Origin of the sequence: uncultured Methanobrevibacter sp. (assembly GCF_902770715.1) — an archaeon.
GTDB lineage: Archaea > Methanobacteriota > Methanobacteria > Methanobacteriales > Methanobacteriaceae > Methanocatella.
This window is the reverse complement of record NZ_CACXTS010000006.1, coordinates 1-16,670: the sequence shown is the minus strand read 5'-3', so window position 1 is coordinate 16,670 and position 16,670 is coordinate 1. Positions and strand designations below refer to the sequence as shown.

General features: G+C 33.8%; 3 protein-coding genes and 1 pseudogene. All 4 read right to left on the bottom strand.

Annotation, left to right across the window (positions count from 1 at the left end; all coding sequences use genetic code 11):
- Positions 1 to 162: 162 nt before the first annotated feature.
- A complete protein-coding gene (locus tag QZU81_RS02565; RefSeq protein ID WP_295589278.1) occupies positions 163 to 5,388 on the bottom strand; it encodes an Ig-like domain repeat protein in 5,226 nt (1,741 codons plus the stop codon).
- Positions 5,389 to 5,506: 118 nt separating this feature from the next.
- Positions 5,507 to 7,723 carry a right-handed parallel beta-helix repeat-containing protein gene (locus QZU81_RS02560; protein WP_295589277.1) on the bottom strand — a complete coding sequence of 739 codons (2,217 nt, stop codon included), beginning with the start codon at positions 7,721 to 7,723 and terminating at the stop codon, positions 5,507 to 5,509.
- Between the two features lie 230 nt (positions 7,724 to 7,953).
- Complete coding sequence (locus QZU81_RS02555) at positions 7,954 to 15,024, bottom strand: right-handed parallel beta-helix repeat-containing protein (protein ID WP_295589276.1); 7,071 nt, start codon at positions 15,022 to 15,024, stop codon at positions 7,954 to 7,956.
- A 205-nt stretch (positions 15,025 to 15,229) separates the two neighbouring features.
- Positions 15,230 to 16,670, bottom strand: a pseudogene (locus QZU81_RS02550) (hypothetical protein); the annotation flags it as partial.

Genomic DNA, 16,670 nt, shown 5'->3' with positions numbered 1-16,670 from the left:
TCATTCGATTTAAATGAGAATAGCTTTAATTATTCAATAGTTGTATTTAATAAGTTGCATTAAAATGAGCATTTTCTAATAAATAAATAAAGTTAAGAAAAAAAATAATAAATTGAAGTTATGGCATCTACATAAAAAAAATAAAAAAGTTAAAAAATGAATTTATTTTTTAATTGAAATAGTATTTTTCATTTTTAACTTTCCATATGAAGTATATATAACATGTTTGCCAACTTTCAATTTACTGGCTTTGATGGTAATTGTGGCTATTCCCTTTTTGTTGGTTATAGCCTTGTATGTTTTGCCTTTGAATTTGAAGGTAATCTTTTTGCCTTTCAAAGGATTGCCCTTAGTGCTTAAAAGTTTTGCAGTATACTTGATTTTTTTAGATTTCTTTTTGGATAAGTTCTTTGTAATCAATGTTGATTTAACCTTAATCTTATTAGTTACAGTATATTTCTTATATGTAGCTTTAATAGTGTATTTTCCAGGTTTCAAATTGATTTTCAAAGTTGCATAACCTTTTTTATCTGTTTTAACATTATATGTTACTCCATGGACTTTAATCTTAACGATTTGACCTGCACCAACCGGCTTTCCATTAGCCCCATAAGCCCTTACCTTATAGCTTTGACTGCCCTTATAGTATTTTGTAAGATCCTTATTTCCCATAAGGTAATTGAAAACAAATAAAGTATTTGTTGCCTTTTCACCAGTAACGGGATTGGTTGCAACAATTGAATAAGTTCCGACATTCACATCAATGTTAACTCTTACAATACCATTAGGCAAGGTAGTTACGGATAAAGATTTTGAACCAATTTTAAGTTGAAGCTTCTTATTTGCCAAAACTTTGCCGTTAGAATCTGAAAATATCGCATAATATAAAGTATCGCTACCTTCCAATTTTACGACATCAATTCCTTCAACAGTAGGATTAATGGTTACTGAAGCTTTTGTTGAGGCAGAATGATAAGTTTTAGTTTCGCTAGATTCAATTACAGCAGTATATTTACCAGAACTTAAATCAATGTTAAATGAAGCTTTACCAGATGAGTCAGTAACACCAGTGTAAGTTTTACCATTGATTTTGACAGTGATTACATTACCCTCAATGGCTTTGCCTTTTGAAGATGATAATGAAACTATGAGATTTCCACTTCCCTTATAATATTTAGTTACATTATTGGATGTTAAGACTACATCTAAAAGAGTGTCTTTTACTTCGAATTTGCCTTTGGATGAAGCTTTTGAGTAATTGGCAAATCCTTTATAAGTTGCTTCAAAAGTATAATTGCCCGCAGGTAATTTTCCTAAAACAACTGTCGATTCACCATTTTCAACTGAAATATCATAAGACTTGTCATTAACCTTTAAAACAATATCATCAGAGAGTTTTACACCATCAACTGACTTTAAATTAATTTTTGCAGAAACCCTATCATTCAAACCGGCATCATTAATCTCGACATCCAATAGGGTTCTTATTTGAGTAACCTTAAGAATGAATGTCACATTGCATCCATAATAATTATCGTCACCAGCATAAACCGCAATAACTGTATAATTACCTGTATCCAAAGGAGAAATATACCAGTGACAAACAGAATCAACAATAGGCTTGTTTCTTGGGGAATAGTATCCATTCATACTATACAAAACCTTACCTGTCGCATTGGCGCTTAAATTTGTATATATTCTGATATTCTCATTTAGATAAACCTCTTTTACATATAAGACCATGCTGGATTTTGCTTTTGAAACTGTATATTCCGCTGTGTCATCTGAAGATACATAATAATTGTCTCCCAAATACTTGACCGCAATTTCATGTTTTCCCGCATTGATGCCTGAGAATGTCCAAGTAGCCACACCATTTTTAACTGAAACATCTTTTGATAGGTCTTCAGTTGTGAATCTTACAGTACCAGTAGCATTTTTATTAAGAATAGCTTTAGCTATCAAATCTGCACCGTAAGCCGCATTATTAATGGTTAAAGTCACTTGAGTTGTAAGTCCTTTAATGTAAAATACTGTAGCATATGATGCATTATAATAATTAGAATCTCCACCATAATCAACAGATAATGAATAACTTCCCATATTCAATTTGGACAAATTCAAAATAGCTACACCATTTTTTATGCCTTTTTTATATGTGCTGCCGTTTACAACAAACACTATTTTGCCTGTTGCATTTGATAGATTTGAAACTGTGATTATCTCATCATCCTTAGCGACAACATCCTTAATATCCACATTAATGTTTAAAGTCGCCTTATCAACGTTGAATTTGGAATTTTTCTGTTTGGTTGTATAACCATTCATATAAACTGCTTTAACTGTGTATTTATTTGCATTCAATCCGGAAACATTGCATGTTGCCTTATTATCCACAATATCAACAGTCTTGTTTAAGATTCCAACAATGATAAAATTGACTTTACCTTTAATGGCACTGTCAAAGCTTGCTTCTATGACTTCGACATCCCCATAAACAATGTCCTGACTGGTAACATTAAAATCAATACCCTTGACGGTCAAGGTATTGTGGATTGTTTCCTTTCCATATGTTGCAGATATGTCATATGTGCCTGTTGGTAATCTTAAGGTATAATATGCCAAACCGTTAGCGTTGGTTGTTATATTATGCTTTTCTCCATCAAATTCAACTGTGACATTCATTCCGGACATTGGAACTCCATTTTCTTCAGTCAATCTGATTGCATAATCAAATTCATTATAGCTCCATCCGGTTGAATTCCTCCCAATGAGGATAACCTTGTCGGCAACTCCTATTGTAGTGTTCCAGTTGGAGTCTTCATAATAGTCATCACCTTCATAGCCGACAAAGATGAGATTTGATCCTCTGTCCAATTCAATGTCAACTGTGGCTTCACCATTTTTAAGAGTCACATTGTATTGCCTATAGTTGACCCAAACGCTAATGACACCTGTACAATCACTAGGAATTGTTTTTATTGCCAATGTTGCTTTAAGGTCATCATTATCATCCAGTGTAAGGTTTACATCTAATTTGGATGGTGTTTTTGAAACCTTAAATGAAGTGGAAGCATTCACTGGGTAGAATTTAGGATTTTCATCAAAGTAAACTGAAACATTATAAGTTCCTGCCTTTAGATTGGAAAAAGTGACATCGGTTGAAAGACCTTCCAAATAGACTGTTTCCTCATGACCGTTGATGATTAATATCGCTTCACCCTCCATCTCATCCGAATTGACGGTGATTGTGATTACAGCAGTTTCACCTACTTTAATGTCTTTGGCAGAAACGTTCATTGATGAATCATACAGAGTTACTTTAAAAATGGCACTTACAGTTTTGGAATAGAAATTAGATGTTTCCACGAATTCAACAGTAATATTATGCTCACCGTCGGCAATATTTCTCAATACTGTTCTGTCATTGGTTATGTTATATTTTAAACCTATTTTCAATCTTTGCTCAACACCATCAATGAAAACTCTCGCATTTCCCTCAGCGCCTTCAGTTAGCAAAGTTACATAGGCTCTGCTTTGTTCACCTACTTTAAAATCAGGAACATTTAAAGACAAATCAACAGAAAGTTTTTTGATAGTAATGCTTTTGGTATAAAATGATTTGAAATGGTCATCATCACCCTCATAAATCACTTTTAAAGTGTAATTGCCCGCTTTTAAATCTTCAATTTCCAAAGTGGCCTTACCGTTTGCCAAATCAGGATAATATGTTTCTCCCATAAACTCTACAGAAACATCACCATTTAATGGACGGTTATTTGCATCAGTCAAGGAAATGTTTACGAGAAGTGTTTCATTAAACAGGATGTTATTGTTGCTTTCCACAGCAATGTCAGATGAGATTTTTCCAACATCAACCATTACCTCCTGTGTGAAATCGCCAACAATGGCTTCAACTATGTATTGACCTTTAGTTTGAGTATCATCAAATGTGAAAGCAGCCTTTCCGTTTTCCAGCTCTTTAGTTGCCACATCACTATAATCAACAGTGAATGTTACGTTGAACAATGGGAACAAATCGATTTGAGGTATTTGATTAAGGTTATCTGTCCACATTGCACTGATTACGCCGCTCTCACCTATATTCAATTTTGAATATTCCGGAGTTACATTGAAAATTAACCAAGTGTTTACATCACTTTCACTGAGAATTCTTAAAGTATCTTTAGTAGGATTGTCATTAGAGCCCCACCAATTGTTATCTAAAGAAAGTATATTTCCTGAACTTCTGTAAACATCGGAAGTAATACCATAACCCTCTCTATTACATTTAAATCTTAAATTCTCCATAAATGCACTGTATGTAACATTTAAATCACCCATATTGTATATCACTGAAGATCCTTTATAAAGTCTGTTAGACATATACTGTGCAGTGTTCTTTCTGAATACGGTTCCTCTTACTATCAGATTACCATTATTATAAACAGAACCATAAGCGAAATTTGATGTGCCGACACGGTTATTCTCAACAATGGAATTTAATAATGTGAAATTTCCATCATTGTATATTGCGGCACCTTTACTTTGACCTCCATTGGTGAAATTTGCAAGAATGCTCCTGTCCATAATCATATTTCCGTAATTGGCTATTCCGCTACCATATACATAATCAACACGGTCTGCTTTATTGAATACGGAATTATTTATCAAAAGCTCCCCTTTGTTATAAATTGATCCACCACTTGAGAACATACCTGATGCAGACAAAGCAGTATTATCTTCAAAATAGGAATTAAGAATAGTCAAATTACCGAAATTGCTTACTGCACCACCATAAACCTTATCTTCCGCATGATTATTGTGGCCTCCAATATTATGAATGAATGAACAATTATCTACAACAACAGTAGAATTGTTTATGCTCAAAGCGGCACCATAAACAGGACCCATATAAGTATTATAATAGGAATTCGGTGATTTGAATGCATTAATAAACTTAATATTTTTAAATGTGACTTTTACGCCATTTGTAATGTTAAAAATATAGTTTTCATTTTCACCGTCAATAACTGTATCTTTTGAACCGATGAAATTCAATGACTTGTCAATACCCAATCTGGTATTTTTCAAACCGGAATACACACCATCAGCCAAATAAATATTGTCATTATCCTTGGCTTTGGAAATTCCTTCCTTAATTGTCTTTAATGATGAATCTTTAGCCAATCCATCATTTGTATCATATCCTACTACAGCATCAACATAAATATCTGTAGGATTGTCTGTTAAAACATTATCATAACCCTCATTAACAACAGATAAATTATCCACTTGAGAAACATTCATATCCGACGCATTAACAGTGGATAATGTAAATATTACCGTGATAATGAAAAGTATCCATATGATTTTATTAATTTTCATTTTCAAATACCCCTTATAATTTGTCAATAATGTTTTAAGGTATGAAAAAGAAGATATATAAAACTATCTAAAAAACAGATATAAAATAAGAAAAAAAAGTAATTAGTCAAATGACTAATTATTCGAAACTTGATTTTTTACGTCTGATTCCAATTAACAATAATATCATCAAAGGAATGATGAAGAACACTGATGGAATGAATTTGTCGATTTCATTCTTTTCATCAATTTCATAAACCTTTTTGCTTGCACTTGATGAATCCCCCGCACTTGCTACGTCCAAACTTTTTGTAGTTTTGAATTGGCTTGCAAGAGCATCTTTACCTTCAGCGGAAGGTGTTACCTCTGAAGCATTTGCAACAGCTTCTGAATTATGTCCATTGTAAGAAGTTACGTTGACTTTACCATCATCGGTATTGGAATTCATGAAATTACGCAACAGTTCACTCAAAGAAACCTGATGACCTGTTGAGTTTCCTGAAGAATCACCGTCGTTATCTCCGGAACCCTGTGAATTTTGATTATCATTATTTCCATTTTCAGAATCATCTTCGGTTCCTGGTTTTGTCCACCATGCATCACCATCATCTACTCCTGATCCATCAGAAGAACCCGGAATTAAAGGATTGTAAGAATAATTCTTTCGGGTATCATCGCTTGATATGTCCCTGCCGTCAAAATTGTTATCAATGTTATTCCTGTTGGAAGGATTATAATTATAATCATGTCCTCCATCAATAACATTTTCACGACCTGAGAAATATTCAAAAGCTTTCATTACCCTATTGTTGTAAGATTCTAAATTTTTATGTTGATTTATATCTCCATATTTAAATCCGGTCTTGGTTTGATTAGAAAATTCAGGATTATAGGATATCAATATATTGTTCAATACCTTTGAATCAACGGAACTTATCAGATTAACACCATAATAACCATCGCTGTAAACAGTATTGTTCTGAATATCATATTTGTGATCTCCTGATGTACTTTGACGATAACTTACACCATAGATATTATCATCAATGGAAACATCTCCGACACTGTGAACTTCAATTGTGTTATTATGAATTACTGAAAATGTGTCCTGTGATTCTATTCCTGCAACTAATGCCCATTCATGAACTCCTGCCAAACCAGTAATATTAATGTTGTTATCATTAATCAATAGTGAAGTACTACCATAGTAGTTTTGAGAATAAACACCTATATTTGGCCCATTGGAAAATGAATATAAATCATTTTTGGTTATTGAAACATTTGAAATAGGACCTGTTATCTGAATAGGATATGCTGTACCTGCAGCTAATTTACCTCCTGTTGTTATAATTGAAATACTGTTGTTGAAAACAGTCAAATTATTCAAGTTATAAATATCTAACCCATAGAGATAATTATCCACACCTGGTTTTGTTTCAAAATCGCTCATGAAAATCGAATTATTCGCAATCAATGAATTGTCCGATTTTGAAATCAGCATACAATCCAACGAAGGATATTCATAGTCAGGTCTCTGATTTACTTCTGAATAAAGCAAGTTTCCTATGAAAGATACGTTATTACAACCTTCCATACCAACGGTTAATACTAAATCAGAAGCCAATTCCGCACCATTTGGTCCAAAGTTAATGTTCCTAAGAGGTAATTGTGAACTGATAAAATTGTTCTCAATTAGAGAATCCCTACAATTGACTAATTTAACTGCAGCATTATAAACGTTTGCCTTATCATTGTGTCCTTCAAAGTTAATACTGGAGTTAAACATCCTAAGATTTCTAATTGGATTATTGGAAGTCCCTTCAGCGTAAATACCATATGCCTCTACATTATTGGGAACGGCATAATTAATATTAAGATTGATTAAATTTGCATAATCTGAATAAACTAATATTCCTGCACCATCATTTTCTCCAAATTCATCATCTAAATCAATATTCAAGTCTTGTAATGTAATATTCTTGCTATCCAATACAAAAACTGTGTTAGTCAATTTGAATCCGATGCCTCTAATAGTTACGTTTTCTGCACTGATATTCAATTTACCCAGATTATCAAAATCCTGTGAAAATACAAAGATTTTGTTTGAATATTTGGATTCCAAAACACCATCTTTGAAATAATCATTCACATTCTTTGAATCGATGTATATTGTATCATTAAATATTAAATCAGGCACATCAGGAACTTCATTTTCATCATCAATAACTTCTAATTTAGCCTCTTCTAGCGAAGGAGAAGATTCTATTTGAATCTGATCCGAAAGTTCTAGTGAACTATTAGTATCTATCTCTTCAGCCGAAACGGAAGAGAGAAATATCACACAGATTATAATCATTAATCCCAATATTAATTTAGGACTCTTCTTAAACTTATCACCCCCGTAAGTGATTATCCTCAAAAGATTCCAGATATACGAAATCATTTTAAAGATTATATTACTATTTGTTAAAAATAGCTTATAAAGTTTTCATTAAAAAAAACTAAAATACAATTGTATTAATGAAAAATATGACAATTAAAAAGAAAAAGAAAATGGATTTATTTTTTATAAATCCATAAATGTTTTTATGCTTTGTTTACAACAATTGTGTTTGTTATTTCTTTACCGTTGTATTCTGCAGTCACTGTGTAATTGCCGGCTCTCAAGTTGATTGGCAATTTTGCGATACCCTCTGCATCGGTTTTGATATTATATGTTTTACCAAGAAGTGATATTTTAACCACTAAGTTTGCAACAGCAATTGGATTGCCGTCAGCGGTTGTTAATTGAACTTCATAGCTTGTTCCGTCTTGGTATGTCATATTGATATCGTTTGTAACTAGGGTTGCATTATAATCTGTTACGGTTACGGTATTGGTTACCTCTTCGGAAGTGTATTTAGCATCGTCAACAATAGCATTTACTGTGTATTCACCAATGTTTAAGTTAATTGGTAATGATGCAACACCGTTTGCATCGGTTTTGATGTTGTATGATTTTGTTCCGAATGTAAATTTAACTGTGGTTCCTGCAACAACAGCACCATTTGCATCAGTCACTGTAACAGCATATGAACTACCATCCTTATAGCACATTGTAAGGTCTTCACTGGCAATAGTGGCAACTGCTTTTTCAACGGTTACAGTAGCTTCAACGAATGCAGATTCGTGTTTAGCGTTACCTCCAAATGTTGCATTGATTTCGTAAGTGCCTGGAGCTAAATTGATAGGTAATGCAGCAACACCACTATCATCTGTTTTAATGGTATAGACTTTACCAGCAATACCGAATTTGATTGCAGCTTTAGGAATTACACCATCAGCACCTGTCAAAGTAACAATCCAAGAACCGTTTTTATAAGACATTGTAATGTTTTCAGCAGTTAATGTAGCGGCAGCTTTACCGACAGTAACTGTGGCATCGACAAATGCTGACCCTTGGTCACCCTCATAGGTGGCATTGACTTCGTAAGTGCCCGGACTGACAGTTATAGGTAATGATACAGTACCATATGCATCGGTTGTAAGGCCATAAGTTTTTCCAAGAATGCCTACTTTAACAACAGCACCCTCAATAGGATTAATACCATCAGTTAAGGTAACTGTCCAAGCTGAACCATCTTTATAAAGCATTTCAAGGTCATTAGCAGACAAATTGACATCTCCAGGATAGTTATTTACAACAATATTGTTTTCACCGTTAACACTTACAGCAGAATCACCTTTTAATTCTTTAGCAATCAGATAGTTTTCAGTTACATTAGAATTTTTAGCATTTTTAAGGTAAATTGCATATTTACCTTCAGTATAAACAGTATTATCCCTAATACCAAATTCATGGTTATTAGCAGTTTCTTGAGCATAACTAATACCATATAATGCATTTAAATCATTATAGCTACCAATGCTTCTTGAATATATTGTGTTATTGTAAACCATTGCAATATTGTCCTGGAGTTCCATACCTGAAACCAATGCATACTCATCCATGGTTGCTAATCCAGTAGCATTAATGTTATTGTAGACAATAGTGATATCAGTTGAGCCATCATAGTTTTGTGAGTAAATACCTAAAGCAGGACCTCTGGAAATTGAAGTTAAATTGTTATGATCAATTAAAAGAGCATTATAGGAACCTGTAGCCTGAATAGGATAGGCAGTACCTTTAGCTTCCATTCCTGAGGTAATGTTTACCAATACATTATTATTCTTAACTGTGATGCCATCAAAAGCGTATAAATCCATTGCATTGCAATAACTGGCACGTCCTGCATTGACAGTGTCTATTTGAGTAATATTGTTCCAGCTAATCTCCAGGTTTGCAGCACCGTAAACCATGATTGTATCAACAGTAGGGAAATCACCTAAAGCGGATTTAACTATGGAATCAATACAATTCTCAGTTAAAATACCATTTTCACCATTTTGAATACCGACAACCAATACCAATTCCTGATCAACAGAATTGAAGTAAGGGTAGGTGTCTGCATATGCAACATCTCTTGCAGGCAGATAAGCATTGATTGTATTTCCTTTAACCAAAAAGTCATTGCAATCACGAATTTGCAATGCATGTTGAGTTACGCCAGCCCTATTGTTTGAATCAAATAAGATGGTGGAATTCAATAATTTGAAGTTTTCAGCACAATATGCCAAAATTCCATATGCATTAGAGTTGCTTGGTGTTGTGTAGTTTACATGAATATTATTCAACTCTATGGATTCGCCATTAGCGAATATTAATGCATTGGAATTTTCAGCAAATTTGGAATTGTTAGCTATTAAACTAATATTAGTTAATTTAACATCATCTTTAAGAGCAAATGCCATATCATAGATTACTGCATTATCACCAGAAATTACAATAGGCTTATGGATACTTATTACATCCACGCCAAGATTTGAGAAATCACCATGGAACACCAATTCTTCATCAATGATTTCATCTCTTAAAAGACCATCCTCATTAAAGAAATTAAAGAAAGTGTCATTCCATAATTCACAAACCCCATCGACAACAAGAGTTGCATTAGACTCGCTTGCATCAAATAGGTTAGACTCATCAATAAACTTAGCAATTAACTCATATGTTCCAACATCACAACTGATAACAACATCTTTAATCGCTTTTCCTTGAGTAACTGGAATTGTATCAATTAAAGTAGTATCTGCATATAATTCTACAACACCGACATTGATTTCTGTATCTCCTGTCACATTTACAACTACATTTACCTTATCATATTTCCTTGCAGTAATATCATCGATTTCAACATTAACCTGTGAAGAGATTACAAGCAATACTACAGTTTCATCATCAACACTGGCAGCCACGTATTTAACATTCTCAGGCACTGCGTAATCATAAATGAATTCTCCGTTTTCTAAAGTTGAAGTGATGTCTTCATCGGTTGTTTTAATAGTCACATCACGTTTAACTGAAATCGGTTTGGACATGGATCCATTTACAGTGCCTGTAGTATAATTATTGATACTTACAGTCAATTTAACAGTATTTCCAGCTTCAATTGCAGAATCGTTAGTTACTGTTAAAATCGCCCATCTGTTAAGAGTTGGTTTGTATCCGTTTCCACCAACGAGACTTTTTGGACTATCATTTGAACCCCACCAGTTATCATTTAATGTGATAGAAGGGCTTGCTGAATCTGTTTTATATCCGTAAACCACCAAACCATTAACATCACTATTGTTGATTAATACAGAGTTTGCAACATTTACAGTAGTGACTCTTCCATAAATCGCTCCACCATTTGCACCGCAGGTGTTGTTTTCAAATAAAGTGCCTGTAATAGTCATAGTACCATATCTGTAATAATTACTTGCACTGGAGACATAAATCGCTCCACCACCGTAGCCGGTTTTTCCGTTAGCATGGTTTGCAATAAACTTAGAGTCTGTTATTTTAGCTGTAGCATCCAATTGTACAAGAGCGATTGCTCCACCTGAAGATGTACCTTCTGCTTTATTGTTTATGAATGTTGAATTATCTACTTTTAAATCAAAATTATAAAATCCTGTAGTGCGTTGAGCATATATTGCTCCACCACCATTCATATCATATCCTGTTGCAATATTGTTTTCAAAAGTTGAGTTTATCACTTCTAAACTATTAAAATCACTATCGGATTGGGTAAAAATTGCACCACCCTGTTTTGCAGAACAGTTAGCGATAGTGGTATTGATTATAGTCAATCTGCCAACGCTGAAAATAGCCCCACCATTATTTTGGCCAGCAGAAGAGTTGGACAATATACAATTAATCAATGTTAAATGATTACTGTTTCCTAAAAGTGCACCGCTCTCATCGGCAGTATACCCATTAATCATAGTAACATTATTTATTACCACATTTGCTTCGCTTCCGACATATAAAATTCTGTTATTGTTTTGGGCATCAATGACTGCTTTACCTTTACCAGTGATTGTTAAATCCTCATAAATGTTTCCCAAATCACCGGTTATATGTACACCGTCTAAAAGAACAATTTGACCAATTGTAGCTATTTCAATAGCATGAGTAATTGTTTTAACAGGGTTTTTCTTGGTTAAACCATCATTGGAATCATCACCATCTGGAGATACATAGATTACTCCTTCCTGAGCAGGCTCATCAACATTTATAGGAACCTGAACAGTAGCATTGGAAGATGCAATATCAACTACGTCTTCAGCTGAAACTGTAGCATAATAAACAAAAGTAGCAATGTTGTTTGAAGTGGTTTTTACATCACTATCCAGATTACCATAAATAGCACTTGCAGATACATTTACTTCAGGAATGCTTTTGCTTAAAGGTTGTAAATCCCCATTTAAATCCCTATAATTAGTAAAGTCAACAGTGATTCCCACAGCATCACCAACAATTACAGTATCATCAGCCATGTCAGTAGTAACATTCATATAGACCCAATTTGATGAATCAATTACGCTATATACTTCCTCATCCAAATCATTTTCATAGGTTCCAACGCCATTTAAGGATACGGGATTATCATTAGTTCCCCACCAGTTGTATTGGGCATTTGCATCAAACTCGCTTGAAGAGTAAATGAGTGAGTTTTTGGCATTTGTCAATAATACACAGTAGTTAATGGTGAGTTTGCCCTTGTTGAAGATTGCATCACCCTGATAATCAGTACCGGCAAGGTTTGCAGTATTGTTTATGAATATTGATTGGGTAATGGTTGCAACCCTATTGTAGCCTACATAAATAGCACCAGCTTCCTTATTTGCTTTGTTATTTATAAATGTTGAGTTTGCTACGGTCAATGAATCGAAATCACTTATTGCACCGCCATAACCTAACTTATTTGTATTGTCAATAAATTTGGAACCTTTTACAGTAGTCCTTTTACTTACTTTGAATATTCCCAATTGTCCTGTATTGTTTCTGAATATAGTATTTTCAACTATTGCATTTCCACTAGAGGAAGAAGCATAGACAACTGCATAATCAGTTACTGTATTGTTTTCAAAGATAGTGTTGTTAATAATTATATCTTTAGAGCCGGAAATGTCAATTACGTTTTCACCGTTATGATTTGCAATGACGCAATTATTGATTGTCATCTTACCGTAATTTTTAATAAGACTGCCGGAACCAGGGTTATTTGTAATATTTACATTATCTAAAATCAATTCATCAGCAAAACTGTAGATTACCTGACCATAATTATCATCAGCACCGGTAAGAACCAAATTAGTTAATATTAATTGTTCAACTTCATCATCATAACTCATTGTAAATAATCTGCCGTTATTTGCATCTAAAACAACGTTTCCAACACCTGTAATATTTAATGAATGGGTTACATGATACATATTTCCTAGATAGTTTCCTTCATAAATGATTATTTGGCCTGATCCTGCATTTGCGAGTTCAATCGCTTTTGCAACAGTTGCTACTGGAGCGTCAATTGAACCGTTATTATTGTCATCACCTGTTTTGCTTACATAAACAATTCCGTTATAAGGTTCATCTCCTACAATAGTAAGTTCTACAACATCACCATCACAAGTTAATGTAATCACATCATTGTTTTCGGTTACAGTGAAAGTCTGTACTTTAACTTCACCTTTATTAATTACAACCTCACTAGGAGTTATTTCACCTTCCTGAGCAGATGCATAAACAGTATAAGAATCTTTAGGAATTTCCCCGCCTGTTAACTCTTCAACATTACCTGATGATGTTTTTACATGATTAAAGTCTATGGTTAAAGTAATCTTATTGTTATCAGCCAATTCAGAATCATCGACTTCAACATTCATGATAACCCAATTGTCAACTTTGGCATCAGGCTGGTCATTGGTTCCCCACCAGTTATTGTTGGCGGTTATAGTTCCTGTTGAACCAATGAACTTGCCAACAGTATTTTTGCTGATATCTGAGTATTCAACATTCATACTTCCTTTTTGATTGTGGAATAATCCTTTTCCAGATTTAGCAATGGTATTGTTTTTAATTACGCATTGAGATATGTTAATATTACAACTATCATCATTGTTTGCCCAAATTAACATATCCCCACCATTTGCACCATTTAAGGAAGTATCAATAACATTATCTGCAATGGTAGTGTTAATTAATGTTAATTTAGCTCTAGACTCTATAAAACTCATCACCGGACCATTATTATTTCTAATTTTGGAGTTGGATAATGTCACATCCGCTTCATAAGTGTTTACATATAAAACAGTTCTTAAATATGAAGAGACAGTTGTACTCGCAACATCATCATTTAATTTACAATTCCTAATTGTAATATTATCTAAAACAAATTTACCATCACCATTAATAGTTAAAATTGATGTGGAAGAAGCAGATCCGGTTACATCTTCAATAATACAATTTGTAACATCTGTATTTCCATTGTCATTGCCTATTGCAATAGCACCTAATTTAGTGTTAATGTTTCTGAAGTTACAGTTGTTAACAGTGAAATTGCCGTTTTTGCTGTATAACACTAAAGCAGCTGAAGTTCTTGAAGTTGAATCAAGTCCATCAAAATCAAGGTTTTTAAAAGCCCATACTAAATTATCACCATATATATCAAAAATATAGGCTCCAGTTCCATGAATAGTAACTTTATCTTTTTCCTGACCAATAATGGATAATGAAACTCCAACATCATCACTAATATCAATAGCACCAGTAGTGTAATCACCATTTAATACATAAACGGTAGCAGTTTTATTTTCCCTATTTTTAACTATGTCAACTGCATGAACAAGAGTAAGTATTGCATTTTCTTCTGATAACCCATCATTGGAATCATCACCATTTTCAGAAACATAAATAGTCCCTTCTGGAAGAACAACCTGCTCATCATTGCCCATAATTGGACTTTCTTTTTCAAAAAGTTCATCATTCTTAATGAGGATTGCTTCTTCACCATTAGAATTACTAATAGCGCCAGTACTTGTTGTAAACTCCTCATTCTGATTTCCATCAATATCAAATGTGTCTTCACTATCACTTAATTCATCGATAGGGCCTTCAGATAAACTAATTTCCCCAACAGTATCTGCCCCTAATGTTTCATTAAGTGTTTCCTCTGCACTGCATGCATTAATACTGAAAAAGATTATCAACACAAGCAATGTGCAAATAAAAACTTTATTATTAATCTTCATTTAATCACTCAATAAAATATTATAAAGTTAACATTAAAAATTAACAACTTTACATTATTAATTTATATTGAAAGTGATATTTAAATTCCACGTCAATTGATAAAAAATAAGTTAAAAATGAGAATTATCTAAAATTATCCATTATTAAAAAAAAAAGAGAAATTAGGCTTAAGTTAATAAGCCTAATTTGAAATTATTCTGTTTTTTATGCTTTGTTTACAACAACTGTGCTGTTTACTTGGCTACCATTGTATTCTGCTGTGAATACATAGGTTCCGGCCCTTAAGTTGATTGGTAATTTTGCAATACCTTCACTGTCAGTTTTAATACTGTATGTTTTACCAAGAAGTGTGATTTTAACTACTAAGTTTGCAACAGTGATAGGAGTACCATCAGCGGTTGTTAATTGAACTTCATAGTTTGTTCCGTCTTGGTAAGTCATGTTAATATCGTTTGCGACGAGGACTGCATCATAATCTGTTACAGTTACAGTATTAGTTACTTCTTCGGAAGTGTATTTAGCATCGTCAACAACAGCATTTACTGTGTATTCACCAATGTTTAAGTTAATTGGTAATGATGCAACACCGTTTGCATCGGTTTTGATGTTGTATGATTTTGTTCCGAATGTGAATTTTACTGTAGTTCCTGCAAGAACAGCACCCTTAGCATCGGTCACAGTAACAGCATATGCACTGCCATCTTTATAGGACATGGTAAGATCTTCACTAGCAATAGTGGCAACTGCTTTTTCAACAGTTACGGTAGCATCTACAAATGCAGATTCGTGTTTTGCATTACCTCCAAATGTTGCATTGATTTGGTAAGTGCCTGGAGCTAAGTTGATTGCTAATGCAGCAACACCATTTTCATCAGTTTCAACAGTGTAAACTTTACCGAGGATACCGAATTTAATTGCAGCTTTTGGAATAACACCTTCAGCACCAGTCAAAGTAACAATCCAAGAACCGTTTTTATAAGACATTGTAATGTTTTCAGCAGTTAAAGTGGAAACAGCTTTACCGACAGTTACTGTAGCATTTACAAATGCGGATTCGTGAAGTCCGTCACCATCATAAGCAGCACTAACATCATAATTGCCCGGAGCTACATTAATAGGTAAAGTGACAGTACCGTCAGCACCTGTTTTGAGGCTGTAGGTTTTACCGAGAATACCAACTTTAACAACAGCACCCGCAATAGGATTAGTACCATCAGTCAAAGTAACAACCCAAGCACTACCATCTTTATAATTCATATCAAGATCTTCAGCGGTTAAAACAGTGCGAACAGGATAGTTGTTTTCTACAATGTTATTGGCATTGCTGAATTTAACAGCAGCATCACCTTTGTATAAAGCAGAGACTAAGTAGTTATCGGTTACGTTGTTACCGGTTTTTGATCCTAAATCAACAGCATAATTACCAGTAGTGGTAATGTTGTTTCCTTTAATTACGTTGTTGTTTGCACTTACAGTTACAGTACCATTTACATCGTTTCCAATGAAAGTGGTTCCAACTTTATTTATAGTAACAGCACCGGTAATGGTGTTGTTTTCAATGATTGAATCAGTACCAGTAGTTGCAACGCCGCCAGCAACAGTGTTGTCGTAAGCGTGAGCACCTTGAGCAACATTCATTTTACCG